Genomic DNA, 25053 nt, shown 5'->3' with positions numbered 1-25053 from the left:
GCGTTTCCCACCCGCGTCTCGATCGTTCTGTCAGCGCGGTTCACGCATTAAACAAAACGCCGCAGGCCAGAGCAATACCGAACACGCGAGAATGCAACGTCGAGGCGTGCTAGTAGCGCGGCCGATACAGTTCGCGCCACGCGGGAAGCCGCTCGGCATAAGCATCCGTCAGCCCGGCGTCAGGTTCGAACGTCTCGATGCGCTGCGGCCGCGTGCATACGACATCGATTGCCTCACCGGTGACAGCAAGCCGCCCCAATCTCGCCGCACCGAACGCCGCGCCGGTCTCACCCCCGGCAAAGCGATGGACTGGAACATTCAGCACGTTTGCCAGCACCGAGAGCCAGAACGGGGATCGCGATCCACCGCCAATGACATCCGCTTCCGCGATCGCAATGCCGGCACTCGCGAGTGCGTCGCGGCAATCGGATAGCGCGAAAGCAACGCCTTCGAGCACCGCCTGCCCGATCATCTCGCGATCGGTGCCGTGGCTCAAACCATCGAGCATGCCGCGCACGACGGGATCGTCGTGCGGCGTCCGCTCACCCGCGAGATAAGGCAGGAAGCTCACCGGCGATGGCGCCTGCGGGCGCGATCCAAGCGGCGCCAGCAACTCGGCCTCGGTGACGCCGAACAAGCGAGCGATCCAGGCGAGGCAGGAGGCGGCCGAGAGGATCGCACCAGCCTGAATCCACATGCCGGGAATGGCGTGGCAGAACGTGTGTACGATGCGATCAGGGTTTGCGGCAATCCTGTCGGTCGGTGCCAGCAAGGCACCCGAAGTTCCCAGCGACACGAAGGCGGTTCCTGGCCGGATCGCACCGATGCCGACGGCCCCTGCCGGATTGTCCCCCGCGCCGCCCGCAATGATCGGCTGCCCCGTCATGCCCCAACGCCGCGCCAGCTCGCTGCGCAGGGTCGTTGCGGGCGCGCATCCCTCGACGAGACGCGGCATGTGATCGCGCGACAGGCCGCTCGCGGCCAGTGCTGCGTCCGACCAGTCCCGGCGCGCGGCGTCGAGCCACAGCGATCCCGATGCATCCGAGACGTCCTCGATGGCCTCGCCTGATAGCACCAGGCGCAAATAGGCTTTTGGCAACAGAACGAGCCTTAACGCTGCAAAAATGTCAGGCTCATGCGCCGCGATCCAGAGCAGCTTCGGCGCGGTGAAACCCGGCATCGCCTTGTTGCCCGTCGTCGCACGCAACGCGGGCCAGCGCAGCTCCAGGATACGACACTCAAGGGCCGCGCGTCCGTCGTTCCAGAGGATGCAGGGCCGCAAGGGTCGCAAGCTCGCATCGAGCAGCGTGGCGCCGTGCATCTGGCCGGACAGTCCAATGCCTTCGACTGCCGCCAGCTCGCCGGGATGCGTTGCCTTCAGGGCGTCCAGCGTGGCGAAGGCCGCATCGATCCACTGCGCGGGATCCTGCTCATAGTAGCCGGCCTGCGGCGAAGCCGTCGTCAGCGGCCGGCTCTCGCTTGCAATTACGCGCTGGGCATCGTCGACGAGAACGGTCTTGACCGCGGAGGTGCCGAGATCGATGCCGAGATACATGAATGCTCTCCGCTTACTTCGCCGGATCGATCCAGATCCCCGGCTGCGAATGCTCGCGAATATAGCCGACCAGGAAGTCGGAGAAGACCCTGATCTTGGCGGGCAGCCTGACGCGGTTTTGATAGGCGATGTTCATGGTGAGCAGCGGCAATTCCCAGCCCATCAGGACCGGCACCAGCCGGCCGGCGGCGATATCGGCTTGAACGATATAGAGCGGCTGGATCAGGATGCCGAGCCCTGCGCGGGCTGCACCACAGATGATCTGGCCGTCATTGCTGTCGAGCGTCGGCGCGATCCGGACCGTCTGCGTCGTGCTGCCCTGGCTCAGCCGCAGCGAATAGGGATCGTTGGCGAGATTGTAGATCAGCATGTTGTGGCGGGTGAGATCGGTAGGATGCTCCGGCCGGCCGTGCTTCTCCAGGTAGGAGGGAGCTGCCGCGAGCACACGATGCATCTGGCCGATGCGGCGGACGATGATGTTGGAATCCGGCTCGTGCTCGCGCGTGCGGATCGCGACGTCGATGCCGGCTTCGATGAAGTCGAGATAGCGGTTGGCGCTGATGATCTGCACGCTGAGATCTGGATAGAGCGCGCGGAAGGCGGGCAGCATCGGCGCCAGATAGATCATCGCGAAGGACAGCGAAGACGTCACGCGCAGCATGCCCTTCGGCGACAGCGCGCGGTCGGAGACGGCGTCCTCGGCTTCGGCGAGCTCGTTCAAGAGCGTGCTGCAACGCTGCAGCAGCTCCTGCCCGGCTTCGGTCAGCCATTGCCGCCGCGTGTTGCGCTCGATCAGCCGGACGGCAAGCCGCTCCTCCAGCGCACTGAGATGGCGGCTCGCGGCCGCGTTCGACATCCGCAGAATTTCGGCAGCTTTCGAAAGACTGCCGAGTTCGGCGGTTTTGGAGAAGACCTCGAGTTGGAGCAGCCGGTCCATTTTTGCTAAAAGAGGAAAAGAGACTTACTAATTTTGACCTTTATTTCCGATTTCTGCAAGGCAAAATGAGCCCAACAAGAGAGAATGGCAGGCGAGGAAATCAGAAATGTCGGGCCCGATCAGGCACATCGTGATGTGGCGGCTGCGCGGGGAGACCTCCGAGGAGCGCTCCGCCGCCCGGGTCAAGGTCAAGACCCTGTTCGAGGGCCTCAAGGGCCGGATCGACGGCCTCACCCATATCGAAGTCGGCATGGACGTCAGCGCAGTCGATTACGCCTGCGACGTGGTCCTGTTCTCCGAATTCACCGACCAGGCCGCGCTCGCCGCCTATGCCAACCATCCGGAACATCTGCGCGTACGCGAGGCGCTGGGTGACTTGCGGATCGGGCGCTTCCAGGTCGATTATCCCATCAAAGAGACCGGCGCATGATCGGTTCGTTCACCTTCGAAAACCTGCCCTGCCGCGTCGTGTTCGGCAGCGGAACGCTGGCGAACGCGAAGGCCGAAGTTGAACGGTTCGGCGGCACCCGCGCGCTGGTGCTGACGACGCCGCAGCAGGAGGCGCAGGGCAAGAATCTTGGTGCCGCGCTCGGCGCGCTCTATGCCGGCATCTTTCCCGGCGCCACCATGCATACGCCGGTCGATGTCACGGAACGCGCGCTTGCGGCCATGAAGGCGTCCGATGCCGATTGCGTCGTCTCGCTCGGCGGCGGTTCGACCACGGGTCTCGGCAAGGCGCTGGCCTTGCGCACCGGCGTCAACCAGCTCTGCATCGCCACCACCTATGCCGGCTCGGAAATGACGCCGATCGTCGGCCAGACCGAGAACGGGTTGAAGACCACGGTGCGCGATGCGGCGATCCTGCCCGAGACCGTGATCTACGATGTCGATCTTACCCTGACGCTGCCGGTGAGCTTAGCCGCAACATCCGGCATCAACGCGATCGCCCACGCCGTCGAGGCGCTGTATGCGCGCGACACCAATCCGGTGACCTCGCTGATGGCGGAAGAAGGCATCCGCGCGCTCGCGCGCGCCCTGCCCGCGATCGCCGCCAAGTCCGACGACCGCGAGGCCCGCACCGAGGCGCTCTATGGGGCCTGGCTGTGCGGCGTCTGCCTCGGCACCGTCGGCATGGCGCTTCATCACAAGCTCTGCCACACGCTCGGCGGCACTTTTGATCTGCCGCACGCCGAGACCCACACCATCGTGCTGCCGCACGCGCTGGCCTACAACGCACCGGCGGTGCCGGACGCGATGGCGCGGATCTCGCGCGCAATCGGCTCGGCGGATGCATCACAGGGGCTCTACGACCTTGCCAAGCGACTGGGCGCGAAACTTGCGCTGCGCGACGTCGGCATGCCCGAAAGCGGGATCGACAAGGCGGCCGAGCTTGCTGTGACGAATGCCTACTGGAACCCGCGTCCGCTCGACCGCAATGCCATCCGCGACCTGATCGCACGCGCCTGGGCCGGCGAGCCGCCGGCCGCGACCAAAGCGGCGGCGTGAGGCGATGCAGCGCACGCTGATCAAATCAGCCACCGTCATCAGCATGGATGACGCGATTGGCGATCTCGCGACCGGCGACGTGCTGGTCGAGGGCAGCCGCATCGTCGAGGTGCGGCCATCGATCGATTTCGGCAGCGGCGCGGCCGACACCGAGATTGTCGACGGCAAGGGCCGCATCGTCATTCCCGGCCTGATCAACGCGCATATGCACACCTGGCAGACGGGCTTGCGCGGCTATGCCGCGAACTGGACGCTGCTGGAATATTTCCGCCGCATGCATGCCGGCCTCGCCACGGTATTCCGGCCCGAGGACATCCATATCGCCACCCTCGTCGGCGCGCTGAACCAGATCAATTGCGGCACCACCACGCTGGTCGACTGGTGCCACAACAATCCGACCCCCGATCACACTGACGCTGCCGTGCGCGGCCTGATCGAGAGCGGCATTCGCGCCGCCTTTTTCCACGGCTCGCCGAAACCTGAGCCGAAGCCGGGCGAGCCGCATTTCTCGGAGGTGCCGCATCCGCGCCGCGAGGTCGAGCGGCTGCTTGCAGGCCCCCTCGCCGATCGCGATGGCCTCGTCACATTGGGGCTCGCCATTCTCGGCCCGCATTATTCGACCCTCGACGTCGCCATGCATGACTTCCGCATGGCGCGGGAGCTGAAGCTGATCGCCTCCATGCATCAGGGCGGCGGACCGGCCAAGACTCCAGGCGGCTGGGAGAAGCTGATTGCGGCCGGCCTCGTCGGCGCGGGCATCAACATCGTCCATGGCAACGATCTGGCTGATGATCTGCTCGACCGGATGGTCGATCTCGGCGTGTCCTTCTCGGTGACGCCAGAGAACGAGATGATCCAGGGCCACGGCTTCCCGATTACCGGACGCCTGTTGAAGCGTGGCGTCCGCCCGACGATCGGCATTGACCTCGAATCCATCCTGGCCGGCGATCTCTTCTCCGCGGCCCGCATCGCGCTGTCGATGCAGCGGTCGCTCGACAATGCGGACACACGCAAAGTGAGTGGCGCCATTCCGGCAACGACCACGATCCCCGTCCGCGAGGCCCTGCGCTGGATCACGACGGAAGGCGCCCACATGCTCGGTCGCGAGCATCAGATCGGATCGCTGACGCCGGGCAAGCTCGCCGACCTCGTCATCATCAACGCCTCCGACCTCAACCTTGTCCCGGTGCACGATCCGGTTGCGACCGTCGTGATGCAGACGAGCCTCGCGAATATCGAGGCCGTGATGATCGGTGGCGCCTGGAAGAAACGGAATGGCCAATTGCTGGTTGACGGGCTGGAAACGAAGAAAGAGCTGCTGGCGCAATCCGGCCGGCGGCTGGTGCAGGACATCGAACGACAGGGACGCGCCGCCTGAAGGCGCCAACGGACAACAACAATGACAGATACTTCGAAAAACATCGCTTTCATCGGGATCGGCAAGATGGGTCTGCCGATGTCGGTGCTCGTCGCCAAGGCCGGCTACACCGTTACCGCATTCGATCAGAGCACGGCGCGGCTCGATGAGGCTCGCGCACAGGGCATTTCGATTGCGGCATCGCCGGCCGAGGCCGTGAAGGGCAAGTCCGCCGTCATCACGTCCCTGCCCGATGACACGGCCCTGTGCGGCGCGCTGCTCGGCCCCGCCGGCCTCATCGCCGCGATGGCGCCTGGAGCGATCTTGATCGAGACCAGCACCGTGAGCGTTGACGCTTCCAACGAAGTTGCGACCGCCGCGCAGGCACACGGCATCGCTTATCTTCGTGCGCCGGTCTCCGGCAATGCCAGCATCGTTCATACGGGCGCGCTGACCTGCTTCGTCTCGGGGCCGAAGGACGCCTTCGAGAACGCAAAGCCGCTGTTCGCCGCCTTCACCCGCGCGCAGACCTATCTCGGGCCGGCCGAGGAAGCGCGCTACGCAAAGCTCTCGGTCAATCTGATGATCGCCGTGTCGGCGGCGATGATGGCCGAGAGCCTGGCACTGGCGCGCAAGGGCGGCATCGCCTGGCAGGACATCTTGAAGGTGCTCGACGACAGCGCAGTGGCTTCGCCGATGGTGAAGTACAAGACCGCACCGCTGCGCAGCCGCGATTTCGAGTCCACCTTCTCCTGCAAGCAGATGGCCAAGGATCTCGACCTCATCCTCGGCGCCGGCCACGCTGTCGGCGTGCCGCTGCAGCTCGCAGCGCAGGTGCGCGAGACCTATGGCTCGCTGGTCGCACAAGGCGATGGCGACACCGACTTCATCGCGACGGTCAAGCACCTCGAACGGCTATCCGGCCTCGGCGAGCCCAAACTCTGATCGGCGGAAACACATATGCGCAATTTCAACGAGAACACGATCACCGAAGCGGTGCTGGAGCGAATCAAGGACGCGACCGATCCGCGCATCAAAGAGATTAGCGAGGCTCTGGTGCGCCACCTGCACGCCTTCGTCCGCGAGGTGCGTCCGACGCAGAAGGAATGGGAATACGGCATCGATTTCCTGACCCGCACCGGGCACATGTGCGACGACAAGCGCCAGGAATTCATCCTGCTGTCCGATACGCTCGGCGTCTCCATGCTGGTCGATGCGATCAACCACCCAGTGCCGGCGGGTGCAACCGAGACCACGGTGCTCGGCCCGTTCTTCGTCCAGGCCGCGCCGGAAAAGGACAGCGGTGCCGACATCTCCGGCCCGATGGAGGGCGATCCGATGCTGGTTACCGGCTCGGTTTCCACCGTGGACGGAAAGCCGCTCGTGGGCGCCGTCGTGGACGTCTGGCATTCCGACGATGACGGCTATTACGATGTGCAGCAACTCGACGCCATCGGCGATCTCGCGATGCGCGCGCGCTTCCACACTGACGCGAGCGGCAGATTCCATTTCTGGTCGATCAAGCCGGCCGCCTACCCCGTCCCGCATGACGGCCCGGTCGGCCAGATGCTGGAGGCGCAGGGCCGTCATCCCTGGCGCCCGGCGCATGTGCATTTCATGATCTCGGCGCCCGGCTTCGAACAGCTCGTGACCCATGTGTTCATCGCCGGCGACCAGTATCTCGACAGCGACGTGGTGTTCGGCGTCAAGGACAGCCTGATCCGGGAGTTCGTCCACCAGCCCGCCGGCCGTGCGCCGGATGGTCGCATGGTGGAGCGCGACTATTTCCACCTCAATTACGATTTCGGCCTGAAGCAGGTCGCGAGCAACGCAAGAGCCGCTTAGACTTATGCGGCGACGGACCAACAAGAGTCCGGCAACAGGGAGCAGACGGGAGCTGAGGATGGGACCGCGGGTCAGCACGGCAGCATTGGCCGATCGCCTCACAGGCATGATCGGCCCGCGCGCGAGCGTCGCGCGCGGCGTGCTCGATCAGCACGGGCAGAGCGAGTCGCATTACCGCAATTTGCCGCCCGACATCGTCGTCTTTCCCGAAACGACGCAGGAGGTCGCCGAGATCGTCAAGCTGTGCGCTGGCGCGGGCATGCCGATCGTCCCGTTCGGCGCCGGCACCTCGCTCGAAGGTAACGCGGCGTCTGTCGCCGGCGGCGTCTGCTTCGACTTCGCGCGCATGAACAAGGTGCTGGCCGTGCACGACAGCGACATGGATGTCGTGGTGCAGCCCGGCATCACGCGCAAGCAGCTTAATGCGGAGCTGCGCAACACAGGCCTGTTCTTCCCGATCGACCCCGGCGCGGATGCCTCGATCGGCGGCATGACCTCCACCCGCGCCTCCGGCACCATGGCCGTGCGCTACGGCACCATGAAGGACAACGTCATGGCGCTCGAGGTCGTGCTGGCCGATGGCCGCGTGATCCGCACCGCCCGGCGCGCGCGCAAGTCGGCGGCCGGCTACGATTTGACACGCATGTTCGTGGGCGCGGAAGGCACGCTGGGCGTCATCACCGAGATTACGCTGAAGGTGCATCCCGTCCCGCAAGCGATCTCTGCCGCCGTCTGCAGCTTTGACACGCTGCACGACGCCGTCGATACCGCGATCTCCGTGATCCAGTCCGCGATCCCCGTGGCGCGCATCGAGCTGCTCGACGAGGTCATGATACGCGGCATCAACGCCTACGCGAAACTCGGCTATCGCGAGGCGCCCACCCTGTTCTTTGAATTCCATGGGTCCGAAACCTCCGTCGCCGAACAGGCCGAGGCGGCGCAGGCGATTGCCGCCGACCACGGCGGCCATGGCTTTGCCTGGGCCAAGGCAGCGGAAGACCGCAGCCGGCTGTGGCACGCCCGCGACAACACCCTCTATGCCGGCCTCGGCCTGCGGCCCGGCGCACGCGCCGTGATCACCGATGTCTGCGTGCCGATCTCGCGGCTGGCGGAGTGCCTCACCGAGACGCGACGCGATGCCGACGAGCACGGCTTTGTCGCGCCCATCGTCGGCCATGTCGGCGACGGCAATTTCCACATGCTGATCCTGATCGACCCGGCAATGCCGGAGGAGGCCGACGGCGCCAAGGCGCTGCAGGCCCGCATGGTCGCCCGCGCTATCGCCATGGACGGCACCTGCACCGGCGAGCACGGCATCGGGCTCGGCAAGATCGATTATCTCACCGATGAACTCGGCGAGGCCGTCGATGTGATGCGGTCGATCAAGACTGCGCTCGATCCGAATGGTCTGATGAATCCCGGAAAGATCTTTGCGAGCGGAGCCAAGACATGAGCGACATGGCATGAGCGACGCGCTCCCCATCGAGGTCACCTCGCCCACGCCGCTGCTCGAGCTGCGCGGCATCAGCAAGGAATTTCCCGGCGTCAAGGCGCTGGACGACGTGTCCTTTGCCGTCTACCCCGGCGAGGTCCATATGTTGCTGGGCGAGAACGGCGCCGGCAAGTCGAGCCTGATGAAGGTGCTGTGCGGCGCCTACAGCGCCGATGCCGGCGAGTTCTACTACAAGGGTGACAAGGTCGCGATCTCCTCGACTGCCGATGCGCAGAAGCTCGGCATTGCCGTGATCTTCCAGGAATTCTCGCTGGTCCCCTATCTCGATATCGCCCAGAACATTTTCCTCGGCCGCGAGCCTGGGGGACGCATCCCCGGCACCATCGACCGCCGCAAGATCCTGGCCGATGCGAAGCGCGTGCTCGGCACGATCGGCTTCGACATCGATCCTTCGACCACCGTGGACAAGCTCGGAGTCGCGCAGCAGCAGATGGTCGAGATCGCGAAGGCGATCAGCCAGAACGCGCGCATCCTTGTCATGGACGAGCCGACCGCCGCGTTATCCGATCGGGAGACCGAGTTGCTATTCGAGCTGATCGCGCGACTGAAAGCTGACGGCGTCTCGATCGTCTACATCTCACACCGCATGGCCGAGGTGTTCGCACTCGGTGATCGCATCACCGTGCTGCGCGACGGCCGCCGCATTGACGGCGTCCGGCCCGCCGACGTCACGCCGGACCAGCTCGTGCGCATGATGGTCGGCCGCAACGTCGACATGACCTATCCGCGCAACTTCGCCGACAAGCCGGGCGAGGTGCTGCTGGAGGTCAAGGGCCTGACCTCCTCGACCGGTATCTCCGACATCAACATCGAGGTGCGCCGGGGCGAGATCGTCGGCCTGTGCGGCCTGGTTGGCTCGGGCCGCAGCGAGGTCGCGCGCGCCATCTTCGGCGCCGATCCCATCACATCGGGCGAGATCATCTTCGACGGCAAGACCATTTCCGGCGAGCCTGACCTTGCCGCCCGCCGCGGCATCGCGCTGATCCCGGAAAGTCGCAAGAGCGAGGGCCTCGCGCTGCTGCGGTCTGTGAGCGACAACCTCGTGGTGTCGGCGCTGCGGAAGCTGTTCCCGAGCGGTCTCTTCGACCAGCGTAGCGCACAGCGCACCGCCGACGGCCTGATCCGGCAGCTGCGCATTGCAACCCCGAGCGCTCGGCAGACCGTCGGCCTGCTCTCGGGCGGCAACCAGCAGAAGGTCGTGATCGGGAAATGGCTGGCGGCCGGCTCAAAGCTCTTCATCTTCGACGAGCCAACGCGCGGCATCGACATCGGCGCCAAGTCCGAGATTTTTGCCCTGATCGACCACCTGGTCGCGGAGGGCGCCGCGGCGCTGATGATCTCGTCCGAGCAGATCGAGATCTGCCACGTCTGCGACCGCGCCTATGTGATGCGCGAAGGGCGCATCGCCGGGCACCTGACGCGCAACGAACTGACCGAGGAGAACATCGTGCGACTGGGGATGCATCATGCGTGAAGCCGCGGTCGTCTCACAGCCCAACCCGCTGCAACGTATTCCCGGCGTTGCCATCGTGCTGGTGCTCCTGATCGCGCTGTTCAGCGCGATCGCGCCCGGCTTCCTGTCGGTCGCCAATCTCTCCAACGTGCTGGTGCAGTCGACCATCCTGACCATGCTCGCGTTGCCGATGACGCTGATCATCATGACCGAAGGGCTGGACCTGTCGATGGGGGCGGTGCTGACGCTGACCTCGCTCTGCGTCGCCATCGTGTCGCTCGCGACCAAATCGATGCTGCTGGGCCTCGGCGCCGGCCTGCTGGTTGGCACTGCCTTCGGCGTCGCCAACGGCTGGCTGGTCGCCATCCTGGGCATTCCGCCCTTCGTTGCGACGCTGGGCACGCTCGGCATGGCGCAGGGCCTGTCGCTGATCGTCAGCGACGGCCAGAGCGTGGTCGGTATCCCCCACAGCGTGCGCGACATCTATTCGGCGACGCTTCTCGGTGTGCCCGTGCCGATCGTGATGGCGCTCGTGACCTATGCGGCGTTCCACGGTTTGCTCTATCACACCCGCTTCGGCACCTACATCTTTGCCCTCGGTGGCAATCGCGAGGCGCTGCGCTATGCCGGTCTCTCGCCGAACAAGCTGCTGATCGCGGTCTATGCGATCGGCGGCGCCATGGCCGGCATCGCCGGCCTGTTGATGACCGCCCGGATGAATTCCGGCCACCCCACTGCCGGCCTCGGGCTCGAATTCGACGCCATCGCGGCCGTGGCCGTCGGCGGCACCTCGTTCGAGCGCGGCAATGGCTGGCTGCTCGGCACGCTGCTCGGTGTCCTCTCTGTCGGCGTGCTGCGCAACGGGCTGAACCTGATCTCGCTGCCGTCCTCGGTGCAGGTCGCAAGCGTCGGCGTGCTCGTCATCGTCGCCCTGTTCCTCGACGGCCTCAGGAGCCGCGCATGACCGACATCACCAAGGACGCCATCGCGCCGCATCGCTCCTTCCTGTCGCAGGATGCGATCCAGGTGTTCTATCGCCTGCTCGCGGCGTTTCTGATCTGCGCGGTGCTCGCCGTGCTCAGCGATTCCTTCCTGAGCCTCGGCAACATCCTCAACGTGCTGCGGCAGGCGAGCCTGACCTTCTTCATCGCCTCCGGTCTGACGCTAGTGGTCCTGACCGCCGGCCTCGATCTCTCAGTCGGCGCCAATGTCGCGCTTTCGGCCTGCATCGCCGGCACCGTGATCCACAAGACCGGCTCGCCGGCACTCGGCATCCTCACCGGACTTGCTTGCGGCGGCATCGTTGGCCTGCTCAACGGCATCATGGTCACCGCGCTGCGCATCCCCTCCTTCATCGCGACCTACGGCATGCTCTGGGTGCTGAACGGCCTCACCTATTGGTACATGCGGGCGAGACCCTGCACGGCTTCCCCGCGGGCTTCCGCCAGATCGGCAGCGGCTATCTGTTCGGCCTGCCGATCCCGGTCTATCTGCTGCTGGTGTTCCTCGGGATCGGGACATTCTTCGCACAGCGTACGATCTGGGGCCAGGAGATCTATGCGATCGGGGCCAATCCGGTCGCGGCGCGGCTCTCCGGCATTGCGGTCGCGCGGCGCCTGCTGCTGGTCTACGCGGTATCAGGCACCATGGCGGGGCTTGCCTCGATCATCTTCCTGTCGCGGCTCAATTCGGCGGAGGCCGACATCGGCGAAAGCCTGACGCTGCCCGCGATCGCGGCCGTGCTGATCGGCGGCACCTCGCTGTTCGGCGGCGTCGGCACCGTGTTCGGCACCTTCATCGGCGCGCTGATCCTGACGCTGGTGCTGAATGGCATGAACCTGCTCTCGGTCAGTGCCAACTGGCAGCCACTCGTCACCGGCATCATCGTCATTCTCGCGGTCTGGCTCGACATGAAGACGCGCCGCCGCGCGCAATGAGTTCTAGAGTTCCAAACAAGCAAAATGAGGGATGGAGGCAACATGAAACGGACACTGGGCTATCTGGCGCTGCCGCTGCTGATGGCGGCCGCGTTCACCACAGGGGCGCGCGCCGACGGCGAGACCATCGCCGTCTTCACCAAGAACCAGACCAACCCGTTCTTCCAGACGGTGCGGGTCGGCGCCGACAACATGGCGAAGACGCTGAACGCGAAGACGCTGCAGTACATTCCGACCAAGCCGGACTCGATCCCCGAGCAACTCAGCCAGATCGAGGACGTCGTGGTGAAGAAGCCGAGCGCGATCGTGTTCACGCCGGTCGACTACAAGGCGATGGTGCCCGGTGTCGAGAAGATCAACGAGGCCAAGATCCCGGTCGTCAACATCACCGACCGCTCGGCGGGCGGCAAGTTCCTGTCCTTCGTCGGCGCCGACGATTACAGCCTTGGCCTGGAGACCGCGCGCTTCCTGCTCAAGACGCTGGGCGGCAAGGGCAACATCGTCATCATCGAGGGCGTCAAGGGCTCGCTGACCAATGTCGACCGCGTCCGCGGCTTCAACGACGCGCTGAAGGAGGCTCCGGGCGCCAAGCTGCTCGCCTCGCAGCCCGGCAACTACCAGCGGCTGCAGGCGCTCCAGGTCATGGAGAACCTGATGCAGTCGAACTCGCAGATCGACGGCGTGCTGGCTGCCAACGACGCCATGGCGGTCGGGGCGATCGAGGCGCTCGACGGCGCCAACCGCAAGGCGCAGGTGATCGGCATCAACGGCACCAAGGAAGCGATCGACGCGATCAAATCAGGCAAGCTGCTCGCGAGCGGCGACTACAACGGATTCGCGCAAGGCTGCCTCGGCACCATGATGGCGATCCGCGCCTTGCGCAACCAGCCCGTCATCAACGAGATCGTGCTGAAGCCGACCGTCATCACCAAGGACAATTACCAGCCGTTCGACGTGCCGCTGGAGCAGCGGACCTGCCCGACCTTCGAGGATGCCAGCAAGCTCAGCGCCAAGTAGACAAACCGATCATATCAAGCCCGGACGGCCGTCGCGGCGGCCGTCCCAACAACTGAGCCAAGAAACGGAGACACCATGCTGTTCGCCATTCACGCCGTCGACCGCGCCGGTGCGCTGCCGACCCGGCTCGCCAATTACGATGCCCACAAGACGTTCCTGAGCGACACCTCGCGCTTCGGCATCAAGATCGTGATGTCGGGGCCGCTGGTGTCCGACGATGGCCAGACGATGATCGGCAGCCTGTTCCTGATCGAGGCGCCTGGTCGTGGCGAGGTCGAGGCCTTCAACCGCGCCGATCCCTTTGCCGCGGCCGACATCTGGGAAGAAGTCACGATCACCGGCTTCCTGCGCCGGCAAGGCTGAGGCTCGCTACGTCAAAAACGCAAAACAAACCCATGCACAGTAGAACGGGATTGTTCTTGCTGAGAAATTTCCGACGGGAATCTCGCCCTCAGTTGCTCGGCGGTGCTGCGCCGTCTTCGAGGTGACAGGCCACCCATTGCTCGGCTCCAGCCGCGCGCAGCACCGGTTCTTCGACCCGGCAGCGGTCGAAGACAAGCGGACAGCGGGTGTGGAAGCGGCAGCCCTTCGGCGGATTGATCGGGCTCGGCACGTCGCCCTTGAGGATGATGGGATTGCGCTGGGCGCCGGGCTCGGGCAGCGGCACCGCGGAGAGCAGCGCCCTGGTGTAGGGATGCCTTGGTGCGGCAAAGATCTCGCGGCGCGGGGCGACCTCGACGATCTTGCCGAGATACATCACCGCGACGCGGTGGGTCATGTGCTCGACGATCGCGAGATCATGACTGATGAACAGCAGCGCGAGGCCGAACTCGCGCTGGAGGTCCTGCAGCAGATTGACGATCTGTGCCTTGACCGAGACGTCGAGCGCCGAAACCGCCTCGTCGCAGACGATCAGTTCGGGCTCGGCCGCAAGCGCCCGCGCAATGCCGATGCGCTGGCGCTGGCCGCCGGAGAATTCGTGCGGCCTGCGGTTCAGCGCCTCGCGCGGCAGGCGGACGGTGTCTATCAGCGACGTGACCCGCACCTCGATATCTTCTGCTGATTTGGCGAGGCCGAAATTGCGGATCGGCTCGGCCAGGATGTCGCGCACGCGCATGCGCGGATTGAGGCTCGAGAACGGGTCCTGGAACACCACCTGCACGCGCCGGCGCATCTGACGCATCGTGCTCGGATGGGCGTCGTCGATCCGCTGGCCGTCGAGGATCACCTGGCCCGCGGTGATGTCGAACAGCCGCAGAATGGCGCGGCCGACCGTCGACTTGCCGCAACCGGATTCGCCGACCAGCGACAGCGTCTCGCCGCGCGCGATCTCGAAGGAGACGCCGTCGACGGCATAGACGAATTCGGACGTGCGGCCGAACAGGCCGGTCTTGACCGGAAAATGCTTCTTGAGGTCGTTGACCTGGAGCAGCGGGGGACTACTCATGCCGCGACGGCCCCCTTGGCCGCGTAGTGGCAGGCGGCGATGTGACGGGGTCCCTTCTCTTCGAGCCCCGGCGCATATTGCCGGCAGAGATCGGTCGCAAGCGCGCATCGCCCGGCGAAGACGCAGCCGGCGATCGGCTTGCGCAGATCAGGCACCTGCCCCGGTATCTCGGCGAGCCGCGTCGCGGTGCCCGCGAGCGAGGAACCGAGCTTCGGTACGGCGCCCAGCAGGCCTTGCGTATAGGGATGACGCGGCGAACGGAACAGCTCGGCCACAGGGGCTTCCTCCACCTTGCGGCCGGCATACATCACCATGACGCGCTCGGCGATCTCCGCGACGACGCCGAGATCGTGGGTGATCAGGATGATGGCCGCGCCGACCCGGCGCTTCAGATCCAGCATCAGCTTCAGGATCTGCGCCTGGATCGTCACGTCCAGCGCGGTGGTCGGCTCGTCCGCAATGAGAAGCTTGGGATTGCAGGCGAGCGCAATGGCGATCATGACGCGCTGGCGCATGCCGCCGGAGAGCTGGTGCGGATATTCGCGCACGCGGCGCTTCGGCTCGGGAATGCCGACCAGCGTCAGCATCTCGACCGCGTGCGCTTCGGCGGCTGCCTTGTCGAGGCCCTGATGGATCATCAAGGTCTCGCGGATCTGACGGCCGACGGTGAGCACCGGATTGAGGCTCGTCATCGGCTCCTGGAAGATCATCGAGATGTCGTTGCCTCGGATCGCGCGCATTTCGCGGTCGGAGAGTTGCAGCAGGTCCCTTCCCGCAAAGCGGATGGTGCCGGCGATTCTGCCCGGCGGCTCCGGGATCAACCGCATCAGCGACATCGAGGTCACCGATTTGCCGCAGCCGGATTCGCCGACGATGGCGAGCGTCTCGCCCTCGTTGACATGGAAGGACACGCCGTCGACCGCGCGGTTGATGCCGCCGGGGGTGCGGAAATGGGTCTGGAGGTTTTCGACTTCGAGCAGCGCCATCGCGATCAGCCTCGATTCATCAGAGGCTCTTGGCCATGCGCGGATCGAGCGCATCGCGAAGGCCGTCGCCGAGCAGGTTCACGGCGAGCACCGTGACGGAGAGGAAGGCCGCCGGGAAGAACACGATGTAGGGCTTGACCTGCCACAGCGCGCGGCCCTCGGCCATGATGTTGCCCCAGGACGGAATGGTCGGGGGCGTGCCCGCGCCGATGAAGGACAGGATCGCCTCGGTGATCATGGCGCTGGCGCAGATATAAGTCGCCTGCACCAGCATCGGCGCCACCGTGTTGGGCAGGATGTGGCGAAGGATGATCATGGGCGTGCGCGTGCCGCAGGCCACGGCCGCGTCCACATAGGGCTGCTCGCGCAGCGACAGCACCACGCTGCGGACGAGGCGCGAGACACGCGGGATCTCGGCAACAGTGATGGCCAGAATGACGTTGCCGACGCTGCCGCGAGTCAAGGCCATCAGCGCGATCGCCAGCAGGATCGGCGGGATCGACATCAAACCGTCCATGAAGCGCATCAGGATGCCGTCGGCCCAGCGGATGAAGCCGGAGACCATGCCGATGGCAAGGCCGGCAGCGGATGCGAAGATCGCTACTGACAGGCCGACCGTGAGCGAGACCCGCGCGCCAAACAGCACGCGCGAATAGATGTCGCGGCCGAGCACGTCGGTGCCGAACCAGAAATCGGCCGACGGTGCGCGGGTGCGTTTTGCAGGCGCGAGCGCGGTCGGATCGACCGTGCCGAGATAGGGCGCGAAGATCGCGATCAGGACCAGCGTCAGCAGCAGCGCCCCACCGATCGCAACGGTGGGATGACCGCGCAACAGCCCGATGAAGCCGCGCCGGATCGTGACCGGCCGCAAGATTTCGGGCAGTTGCGGCGCCAGGACGAGGCCGGCCGGGAGCGATTGCGGATTGACGGTGGTATCGGTCAATAGCGGATCCTCGGGTCAACGAGCGTATAAATGACGTCGATCATCAGATTGACGAGGACGTAGACGAAGCTGAACAGCAGCACGATGCCCAGGATGACGGGGTAGTCGCGGCGCAGGATCGCATCGATCGTGAGCCGGCCCAGACCGGGGATCGCGAACACGCTTTCGGTGACCACGGCGCCGCCGATCAGGAGCGCGATGCCGATCCCGATCACAGTCACGATCGGCACCGCCGCGTTCTTCAGCGCGTGAATGAACAGGATGCCGCCCTGCCCCAAACCCTTTGCCCGCGCGGTGCGGATATAGTCCTGCTGCAAGACCTCGAGCATGGCGGCGCGGGTGATGCGCGCGACCAGCGCGATATAGACGCAACCGAGCGCGATTGACGGCAGGATCAAATTCTCCAGCCACGGCCAGAAGCCTTGCGTGAGCGGCGTATAGCCCTGCACCGGCAACCATTCCAGTTCGAGCGCGAAGATGTAGGCGAGCATGTAGCCGACCACGAAGACGGGCAGCGAGAAACCGAACACGGCAAAGCCCATGATGATCCGGTCGATCAGGCTGCCGGCCTTCCACGCCGCCACCACGCCGAGCGGCACCGCCACCACGATCGTCAGCAGCAACGTGACGATCATCAGCGACAGCGTCGGTCCAAGCCGCTGTCCGATCATCGCCGACACCGGCAGGTTGGTGAAGATCGAGGTGCCGAGGTCGCCGTGCAGGATGCGCCAGACCCAGCTGCCGAACTGGATCAGGAAGGGCCGGTCGAGGCCGAGGCTCTGGCGGATGCGCTCCACATCCTCCGGGCTTGCCTGGTCGCCCGCGATCACCACGGCGGGATCACCCGGCGCGATGTAGAGCAGGCTGAACACGAACAGCGCGACGATCGCCATCACCGGCAAGGTCGCGACGATGCGACGGAGGATATAAGAGAGCATCTGGCCTCAGCGCGCGATCATGCAGACTTCGACACGCCCCAGAAGAACGGCAGCGGACCCTTGGTGATGCCCGAAACGTTCTTGCGCCATGCCGTGTAGGTCAGGAAGAAACCGGTCGGCGCGTAGACGACATCCTCGATCGCCGCCTTGTTGACCCGCCCGATCGCCGCCTTCTCTTCCTCGAGATTCTTGGCGTCGAACCAGGATGTGATCTCCTTCTCGGTGTTCGGGCTGTTGGGCCAACCGAACCAGGCCTTCTCGCCATTGGCGCGGATGGCCGTGTAGGCGGCGGGCGTGATGCAATCGGCGCCGGCATGCCAGCTGTGGAACATGTTCCAGCCGCCCTGGCCCGGCGGCGTCTTTGCGGCGCGCCGGGAGCCGACCGTGCCCCAATCGGTGGCGACGAAGTCGACATTCATGCCGAGCCTCTTCAGGAGGTCCGCGGTGACGTCGCCTTGCGCCTTCGTGATCGGCTGATCCTGCGCGACCAGGCACGTCACGGGCTGGCCGGAATAGCCGCTCTCCGCCAGCAGCTTCTTGGCGGCATCGAAGTCGCGCTTGCCCTTCAGGATCTCGCCGCCCATCTCGTTGTAGACAGGTGTGTCCGGGGTGAAGAAGCCGGGCAATGACTTCCACAATGCGTTGTCGTCGCCGACGATCGCGCGCATATAGTCTTCCTGGCTGAGCGCCATCAGCACCGCGCGCCGCGCCCGCACGTCGTTGAACGGCGCGAACAGATGGTTCATGCGGAACGAGCCGATATTGCCGAGGGGATCGCCGATATCGACGCTGATGTTCCTGTTCTTCTTCAGCACGGGCACGAGATCGGCGATCGGGTTCTCCCACCAATCGACCTCGCCGTTCTGCAACGCGGCAGCGGCAGTGGCGGGGTCCGGCATCACGATCCATTCGACACGATCGACCATGATCTGCTTGCCGCCGGCCAGCCACGACGCCTTCTCCTGCCGCGGCACGTAATCGGTGAACTTCTCGAACACCGACTTGGCGCCGGGGACCCATTCGCTCTTGGCGAACTTCATCGGACCCGAGCCGACATATTCGGTGATCTGCTTGAACGGATCGGTCTTGGCGATACGCTCGGGCATGATGAAGGAGCACGGCGCGTTGTTCTTGGCGAGCGCATAGAGCATCTTCGGAAAGGGCTGCTTCAAGACCCATTTGAAGGTGCGGTCGTCGACGGCGGTCAATTCCTGCTGGATCGCGATGATCATCAGCCCCATCGGATCGCGCGCGGCCCAGCGCGCCAGGCTCGCAACGACGTCCTTGGCCAGCACCGGCTCGCCGTCGTGGAATTTGAGGCCCGGGCGCAGCTTGAACGTCCAGATCTTGCCGTCGTCGGAGGTCTCCTCGGACTCGACCATTTGCCGCTGCGGCTGCAACTGCGCGTCGATCCCGTAGAGCGTATCCCAGACCAGCGCGGCGGCATTGCGCACGACATATTGCGTGCCCCAGATCGGATCGAAATTGGCAAGATTAGCCTGCGGCACGAAGCGCAGGGTGCGGGCCGATGCGCCTTGCGCGATGGCCGGGGCCGAGACGCCGGTCAATGCCAGACCGCCCGCGCCCGCCAGTCCCTTCAATACGGTCCTGCGATCCATGAAGTCCTCCCAGTAATGCCGTGATGCCGGCCATCGTTGGCCAAGGGCAGGTGAAACCAGAGCCCATTGGCTTGCAAATGGTATGCCACTAACCGGGCCTTCGCCAGCAGGATCTCACCGCCATTTGAACCGGCCAAGCCTCAAAGACCCGCCGCACGTTGTGACCGTGGCTGGATCGCCCGGGGTCAGGCTGTCAGGGAGCGCCGCAAGCGCCGCCAGCCGATGACGACGCCGGTCATGGAGAACGCGAACCCTAGCGCACAGAGTCCGACGATCAGGGCATCGCGCAGACGCGGGCGCGCCATGAGGATCGGGAAATCGAGTGTGTGCAGCGCGCCGTACACCCAACGATAGGCGCGCCGCGAGGCATCCAGCCGTTGCAGCAAATTGCCGTCGGCGCCGTCGATGTCGAACCAGAGGTCGCCGCAGCGCGATCGGTAGACCGGCGCGCCTTGGACGGCGGATCGAGCGGGATAGTCGTCGCTCTCGGCAACAACGGACGGTGCAGCGCAGCCCGAGGCGAGGCGCGTCGCCAATTCCTGGATGTCGCGCGCGCCGAGGAAGCCGGCGTATCCCTCATTGGGCGTCTCCGCGGCCTTGACCAGAGTCTGGCTGCCGAGAGCGATCCGGTCGCGTCGATAGACATTGCCGTTGAAGGCGAACCATTCAATCTCCCGGGCCGACGACGATATCGGCTGCCGGTCGAGCGGCGAGGCAGCCGCCCAATCCGGCGCGGCATACACCACGCCCGCTTCCGCCGAGGTCAGCTGCCCGCGCGAGAACAGCCGGCCATGATCCATGGAGAGCCAGCCGCTGAATATCCAGGTCAGCACGAACATTGTCGCCGCAAGGCCGAGGATGTGATGCAATGCGTGCCACCCGCGGTAAGGTGAGGACATACGGCGTCCGCGCACCTTGATCTGCAGGATCCCGAGCAGAGCGCCAAGCATCGCCGCAATCGATGCCAGCAGCGACAATGTCCAGACCACCCCATCCCACAGCGCCCAATTGCTCCTCAGCACCGTCGGATAGATCCAGTGCAGCACGCTGCCGACGAGATTCCAGCCCCGCTCGCTTCGCGTCGTATCCAGGACGATCTCGCCAGTGAGCGAGGAGACATAGACCTCCGTCCCGGCGGCATCGCCGAGGGCCACGCGAAACAGTGGCCGGTGGCGATCAAAGCCGTTTGGCACCGTCCACTGATCGTAATCCGCCTGCGCGAGCATCGTTACGCGTGGGGCGTCGAGCCCGCGGCTGCGGGCGTGATCCCGCGCGATGGCGAGCGCGACATCGGAAGACGTCACCCGGGCGTCCTGTCCATCGAGAGCGCGGACCGCGCGCAGATGCGACGGGCCGGAGACGACATAGACCGGCCCGTCACTTCGCTGGATCAGCCGAACGCGCACGGCATCCTTGATTGCGCTGGCGGCGACCGCATCGCGGACTGCCATGCGAACCTGCGCGCGTTCCACCGGCGCGAGGCCGGCAAACCGCTCCGCTTCCGTCAGCGACGGAAACGGAACGAAGTGCATCACGATTCCCGTCGCGAACCACATCGCGAACAGCAGGCAGAACGCGATCCCGAGCCAGCGGTGCAGCAGGATGATCGCGCTCATCATGCGTTCAGTGCCCTACCATTTGAACGCGGCCGAGAGCTCATAGGTGCGCGGCGCGCCGAGCAGGATCTGGTCGGGATAGAACGGATCGCCCCAGATCGCGTAGCGCTTGTCGGTGATGTTGCGGACGCGGAAGGTCAGGCGGGCCTGGTCGACGGCGTTGAACACCGCCTTGGGGATGTCGACGAAGGCGTAGACGTCTGCCACGGTATAGGCCTTCATCGTCACCGTGTTGGCGTCGGTGTTGTAGCGGTCGCCGACATGGCGGCCGGTGATGCCCAGCTCGACCGGCCAGGGCGTGAAGAAGCGCCAGGACGCGCCGGCATTGGCGACGATGCGCGGCACGTTCGGCGGCGTGTTGCCGGAGAACGAGCCGCCGACGAAATTGAAGTCGTCATAGCGCGCATCGACATAGGCGATATTGCCCCACAGCCGCAGCGGATCGATCGGACGGATGGCCGCCGCAAGCTCGACGCCCTTGGATTCCTGCCGCCCGGCGATGTTGAGCGCCTGCCCGCCTGCGGCGGCATAGACGTTCTTGCGCAGGATATCGTAGGCCGAGAACGACCACTCCGCCCTGTTGTCCCAGAACAGGTGCTTGACGCCGGTCTCGTAGGTGCGCGCGGTGGTGAGATCCAGCGGCTGCGTGGGTCCGAGCAGGAAGATATTGTTGGCGGAGACATCGGCGCCGGTGGCGTACTGGCTGAAGAAGGTCAGGCCGGGCACGGCCTCCCAAGTGTAGCCGATGCGCCCCGTTACGGGCGCCCAGTCCTTCGTGTACGGGAAGCCAGCGTTCACGATACCGGCGGCGTCAGTCGAGTTGCGATCGAGCCCGATATGCTCGACGCGCAGGCCGCCGACCAGCGCAAACGTCCGCGTCAGCTTCAGCCGGTCCTCGAACGACAGCGCCTCGTTGTCGATGCGCGCGGTCTGCTGCTTGGTCGTGAGCGTGCCGTAGAAGCCACGGTTGGGATCGACGAGCGAGACGTTATCGAACGGAAAGTTTGCCGCGCCCGGCCTGACGAAATCGAGATAGCTCGACGACAACGTCGTGACCAGGCGGTTGTCGAAGCCTGCGATGTTCGCGTCCCAGGTCAGATCGGTGATGTTGCCGACGAGGCGCTGGCTGTGCGCGACATAAAAGCGCTCGCGATCGACAAGGTTCGTCCCGGAGTTGAACGCCTCGACCTCATTGTTGAACCAGCTCCGTTCCGCCCCATAGCCATAGGCTTGGCTCTTCAAGGTCAGGTCGGGCGCGAGCTTCAGCTCGAAGCCGCCGCGCAGCCACACCTCCTGTGCGACGTTGCGGTTGTCGAGGACGTTGTAGTTGGTGTTGAAGGTGCGGTCGTCGATGGTGACCGCGCCGAGATTTGTTTTGTTGTAGTTCGAGATATAGTTTCCGGAAACGATCCCCGTCGTCGCATGCGAGCCGCTGAAGGCAATCGGCACCAGCGGCGCGCCCCAATAGGCCTTCGAGCGGTCTTCGCGATACTCGACCGCGCCCCAGGTCTTGAGGCTGTCGGAGATGCGGTAGTTGAGCTGGCCCGACACGTCCAGCGTCTTGGTGTTGGTGTCATCGGCAAAGCCGTTGAGCGAGGAGCGGCTGATGTCGAAGCGGTAGTCCAGGCCCTGCACATTGGTGCTGCCGCCCGAGCCGTAATGCGCGCGGAACGAGTTCAGGGAGTCCCAGGAAAAGTCCGCCTCGTTGCGCACAGGCCCGGTGTGCGGCGCCTTGGTGACGAAATTGATCGCACCGCCGGCGGCGCCCTCGCCCGAGATCAGCGAGGCCGGGCCTTTCAAGAATTCAACAGCTTCCAGATTGGCCGTGTCGGTGATCCGCGAGGTCATGTTCTGCGGACCGATCTTGATGCCGTTGTAGAGGATGTTGATCTGGCTGTTGGTAAAGCCGCGCATCGAGAACGCCGCGGGCTCGGCCGGGTTGTCGCCGGAGGTGACGCCGACCGCGCCCTGCGCCGTCTCGGACACGGTGCGATAGCCCTGCTCGCGCATGGTCTCGGCGGAGATCACCTCGACCGTTGCGGGTATCTCCCGCACCGTCAGGCCGAGCCGCGAGGCGCTTTCGGCCACGGCATTGGTGTTGAGCGGCGTTTGTACCGTCGCAGCCGGCATGGCGGGCTTGGGCGCCGCGGATGCAGTCGCCGGCCTGCGTGCGGCCGCGCGGCGCGGGCTTTGCGCGTCCCGGCCCGCCGGTTTGGCCTGCTTGCGCGACTGGGCCGGCGATACCTCGACGGGCGGCAGCGGTTCGCGCGCCGGCTGCGCCAGCGCAGCGGGCAGATCAAAAGCGGCAAAGGATGTGAGCGCAGCGGAGGCGAGCAGGAATTTTCGCGGTCGTACAATACGGATGGAAGACACGGCTTTGGACCTCGGTATGACGTCAGTGGCACGTCACAGCGAACGAGGTCTCACCTTTTGGCCCTGCAGCCGTCCGATGAAGCCGAATGCCTGTACTCCCCGACCGACATCTTCGCGTGTGACCACGGCTGACGGCAGGTCTCCTGGCTCGCGGGTCAGTACCTTGCATCGCCTTCCCGGGACCGAGATACCCAGTGGCTCGTGACGCAAGATTCGCCGCTCACAGTTGCGGGGGCAGCCACGGCATTGGGGACAACGTCCCCGCACCGCATTCCCTTTTCATCCCCTCTCGGGGAAACCGTCGCGAGCATCTAGGATTACCATCAGGACAGAGTCAATGTGCGAGTTGCGGCGTTATGGCCACAACGACCAACTTCCTTGGAGACGAGCATGGAAGGCGAGACCTTCCTCTGGCTGATACGACACGCACCCGTCGCGGGCGTAACAGGCGCCATCCACGCGGCCGACGCGCCGGCCGATCTCGGCGATCGCGCGCAGCTGGAGGCGCTACGGCAGCGGCTGCCTGGGAGCGCCGCCAGCTATGCCAGCCCGTCGCGGCGCACGGTCGAGACTGCGCGCGCGCTGGGGCTCGAACCGGAGTTGATCGGTGAATTCCGCGAGCAGGATTTCGGCGACTGGACCGGCCATCGGCACGACGAGCTCGCGGCGACCGGCGGCGAGGCCTATGCGCAGTTCTGGAATGATCCGGCTGGCGGACGGCCGCCGGCCGGCGAGAGTTTTGCGGATCAGGTCGCGCGCGTCCGGCTGGGTCTGTCGCGGATCGGGGCCGGATCGACCACCCTCGTCGTGCACTCCGGCACCATCCGCGCCGCGCTCTGCATCGCGCTAGATCTCACGCCGCAAGCAGCCTTGCGCTTCGTGATCGATCCGCTGTCGCTGACTCGGATCGATCGCCTCGCGGCCGGCTGGCGCGTCGTGTCCGTCAACCAGCGGATCAGCTAGGTCTGTCAGGCACGTTGGCTTGCGCGAATGTTGCCATGCCGTTGTGGAGCGCGCAGGCGAGGCGCACCAGCGGCAGCGCGATGGCCGCGCCCGATCCCTCGCCGAGCCTGAGGTCGAGGCTGATCAGCGGTTGCACGTTCAGTGCGCGGAGCACCAGCCGGTGCCCCTGCTCCGCCGATTGATGCGAGGCTAGCTGGAACGGCTGGCACGACGGGTTCAGCCGTGCTGCGGCGAGCGCTGCCACCGACACGATGAAGCCGTCGATCAGCACGGGGATGCGGCGCTGCGCGGCCGCGATGATCGCGCCTGAGATCGCTGCGATCTCGAGCCCGCCGACGGCGCACAGAATTTCTTCGGGCGACGCACCCGCAACGCCATGCAGCGCAATCGCGGCATCGATCACGCGCGCCTTGTGTGCGCGGCCGGCCGCATCGACCCCGGTGCCGCTGCCGGCGATTTCCTCGGCACTCACGCCAAGCAGGCTCGCCGCGATCGCCGCCGAGGTCGTGGTGTTGCCGATCCCCATCTCGCCGAAGATCAGCAGATCGGGCTGATTGGTCGCCGCACGCGCAACCGCGCGCTGGCCGGCCTCGAAGGCAAACGCCAGCTCCGCAGGTTGGAGCGCAGGCTCGACGCTGAAATCGCGCGTGCCCTTGCGCGGCTTGACGGTGACGACGCCCGCCATCGTCTCATCTGCCAGCGTGCCGGCATCGACGACCTCCAGGCTGGAGCCAAGCTCGCGCGCCAGCACCGAGATGGCGGCGCCGCCGGAGGCAAAATTCGCCATCATCGCGATGGTCACTTCTTGCGGATAGGCCGAGACACCCTGCGCGACGATGCCGTGATCGCCGGCGAAGATGATGATCGGCACAAGCGCGGCGCGCGGTTGCTCGGTCGCCTGCAGGCCGGCAAGCTCGATCGCAAGCTGCTCGAGCCGGCCGAGCGCACCGGTCGGCTTTGTCAGCTGCGCCTGCCGCGCGATTGCCGCCTCGCGATGGATCGCGGAGATCTCGGGGCACTTTTGGTAGACCCATTCGGGGAGCATGCT

Annotated in this window: 21 protein-coding genes, 1 pseudogene and 1 riboswitch; of the genes and pseudogenes, 12 read left to right on the top strand and 10 right to left on the bottom strand. The window is 65.5% G+C overall.

The window, feature by feature from the left end:
• Positions 1-109 precede the first annotated feature (109 nt).
• Positions 110-1555: a xylulokinase gene (gene xylB / locus IVB26_RS15685; RefSeq protein ID WP_247972475.1), complete on the bottom strand. Its 1446-nt coding sequence runs from the start codon at positions 1553-1555 to the stop codon at positions 110-112.
• Positions 1556-1568: 13 nt separating this feature from the next.
• Entirely contained in the window at positions 1569-2492 is a 924-nt protein-coding gene (locus tag IVB26_RS15680) for a LysR family transcriptional regulator (protein ID WP_247972474.1), read from the bottom strand.
• A 106-nt stretch (positions 2493-2598) separates the two neighbouring features.
• Here IVB26_RS15680 and IVB26_RS15675 point away from each other — a divergent pair, with 106 nt between their 5' ends.
• From IVB26_RS15675 to IVB26_RS15625, 11 genes and pseudogenes are all read left to right on the top strand, one after another.
• On the top strand, positions 2599-2922 hold the full coding sequence (locus IVB26_RS15675; protein WP_247972473.1) for a Dabb family protein: 324 nt from the start codon (positions 2599-2601) through the stop codon (positions 2920-2922).
• Complete coding sequence (locus IVB26_RS15670) at positions 2919-3998, top strand: maleylacetate reductase (RefSeq protein ID WP_247972472.1); 1080 nt, start codon at positions 2919-2921, stop codon at positions 3996-3998. Before IVB26_RS15675 ends, IVB26_RS15670 begins: the two co-directional genes overlap by 4 nt.
• A 4-nt stretch (positions 3999-4002) precedes the next feature.
• Positions 4003-5376, top strand: a complete 1374-nt coding sequence (locus IVB26_RS15665; protein ID WP_247972471.1) for an amidohydrolase family protein — start codon at positions 4003-4005, stop codon at positions 5374-5376.
• A 21-nt stretch (positions 5377-5397) separates the two neighbouring features.
• Positions 5398-6300, top strand: a complete 903-nt coding sequence (locus IVB26_RS15660) for an NAD(P)-dependent oxidoreductase (protein WP_247972470.1) — start codon at positions 5398-5400, stop codon at positions 6298-6300.
• 15 nt (positions 6301-6315) lie between these two features.
• A complete protein-coding gene (locus IVB26_RS15655; protein ID WP_247972469.1) occupies positions 6316-7200 on the top strand; it encodes an intradiol ring-cleavage dioxygenase in 885 nt (294 codons plus the stop codon).
• A gap of 58 nt (positions 7201-7258) precedes the next feature.
• Positions 7259-8653: an FAD-linked oxidase C-terminal domain-containing protein gene (locus IVB26_RS15650; RefSeq protein ID WP_247972468.1), complete on the top strand. Its 1395-nt coding sequence runs from the start codon at positions 7259-7261 to the stop codon at positions 8651-8653.
• Positions 8654-8663: 10 nt separating this feature from the next.
• A complete protein-coding gene (locus tag IVB26_RS15645; protein ID WP_247972467.1) occupies positions 8664-10187 on the top strand; it encodes a sugar ABC transporter ATP-binding protein in 1524 nt (507 codons plus the stop codon).
• The gene (locus IVB26_RS15640; protein WP_246920908.1) at positions 10180-11130 is read left to right on the top strand and encodes an ABC transporter permease; all 951 of its coding nucleotides are present in this window, start codon (positions 10180-10182) and stop codon (positions 11128-11130) included. Before IVB26_RS15645 ends, IVB26_RS15640 begins: the two co-directional genes overlap by 8 nt.
• Positions 11127-12103 (top strand): annotated as a pseudogene (locus tag IVB26_RS15635) (ABC transporter permease). Before IVB26_RS15640 ends, IVB26_RS15635 begins: the two are co-directional and overlap by 4 nt.
• A gap of 42 nt (positions 12104-12145) precedes the next feature.
• Positions 12146-13120: a sugar ABC transporter substrate-binding protein gene (locus IVB26_RS15630; RefSeq protein ID WP_247972466.1), complete on the top strand. Its 975-nt coding sequence runs from the start codon at positions 12146-12148 to the stop codon at positions 13118-13120.
• Positions 13121-13195: 75 nt separating this feature from the next.
• Positions 13196-13483 (top strand): YciI family protein, encoded by a 288-nt coding sequence (locus IVB26_RS15625; protein WP_247972465.1) that lies wholly within the window; start codon positions 13196-13198, stop codon positions 13481-13483.
• A gap of 88 nt (positions 13484-13571) precedes the next feature.
• Here the strand turns inward: IVB26_RS15625 and IVB26_RS15620 are convergent, their stop codons facing one another.
• The 7 genes from IVB26_RS15620 to IVB26_RS15590 form a co-directional block, all read right to left on the bottom strand.
• On the bottom strand, positions 13572-14567 hold the full coding sequence (locus tag IVB26_RS15620; protein ID WP_247972464.1) for an ABC transporter ATP-binding protein: 996 nt from the start codon (positions 14565-14567) through the stop codon (positions 13572-13574).
• Positions 14564-15553, bottom strand: a complete 990-nt coding sequence (locus IVB26_RS15615) for an ABC transporter ATP-binding protein (protein WP_247972463.1) — start codon at positions 15551-15553, stop codon at positions 14564-14566. Before IVB26_RS15615 ends, IVB26_RS15620 begins: the two co-directional genes overlap by 4 nt.
• A gap of 19 nt (positions 15554-15572) precedes the next feature.
• Positions 15573-16496 carry an ABC transporter permease gene (locus IVB26_RS15610; RefSeq protein WP_247972462.1) on the bottom strand — a complete coding sequence of 308 codons (924 nt, stop codon included), beginning with the start codon at positions 16494-16496 and terminating at the stop codon, positions 15573-15575.
• Entirely contained in the window at positions 16493-17434 is a 942-nt protein-coding gene (locus IVB26_RS15605; RefSeq protein WP_247972461.1) for an ABC transporter permease, read from the bottom strand. The genes IVB26_RS15610 and IVB26_RS15605 overlap by 4 nt, the downstream gene beginning before the upstream one ends.
• Before the next feature lie 17 nt (positions 17435-17451).
• Entirely contained in the window at positions 17452-19053 is a 1602-nt protein-coding gene (locus IVB26_RS15600; protein WP_247972460.1) for an ABC transporter substrate-binding protein, read from the bottom strand.
• Between the two features lie 185 nt (positions 19054-19238).
• The gene (locus IVB26_RS15595; protein WP_247972459.1) at positions 19239-20672 is read right to left on the bottom strand and encodes a PepSY domain-containing protein; all 1434 of its coding nucleotides are present in this window, start codon (positions 20670-20672) and stop codon (positions 19239-19241) included.
• Positions 20673-20684: 12 nt separating this feature from the next.
• Complete coding sequence (locus IVB26_RS15590) at positions 20685-23042, bottom strand: TonB-dependent receptor (protein ID WP_247972458.1); 2358 nt, start codon at positions 23040-23042, stop codon at positions 20685-20687.
• A 116-nt stretch (positions 23043-23158) separates the two neighbouring features.
• A riboswitch (cobalamin riboswitch) is annotated at positions 23159-23360 on the bottom strand.
• Positions 23361-23432: 72 nt separating this feature from the next.
• Between IVB26_RS15590 and IVB26_RS15585 the strand changes: the two genes are divergently transcribed.
• On the top strand, positions 23433-24005 hold the full coding sequence (locus IVB26_RS15585) for a histidine phosphatase family protein (protein WP_247972457.1): 573 nt from the start codon (positions 23433-23435) through the stop codon (positions 24003-24005).
• Here IVB26_RS15585 and cobT read toward each other — a convergent pair.
• Positions 23998-25050, bottom strand: a complete 1053-nt coding sequence (gene cobT, locus IVB26_RS15580; protein ID WP_247972456.1) for a nicotinate-nucleotide--dimethylbenzimidazole phosphoribosyltransferase — start codon at positions 25048-25050, stop codon at positions 23998-24000. The two genes, IVB26_RS15585 and cobT, sit on opposite strands and share 8 nt — an antisense overlap.
• Positions 25051-25053: the final 3 nt, after the last annotated feature.

Source organism: Bradyrhizobium sp. 195 (assembly GCF_023101665.1).
Taxonomy (GTDB): Bacteria; Pseudomonadota; Alphaproteobacteria; order Rhizobiales; family Xanthobacteraceae; genus Bradyrhizobium.
This window is presented reverse-complemented; position numbering and strand designations above follow the sequence as displayed.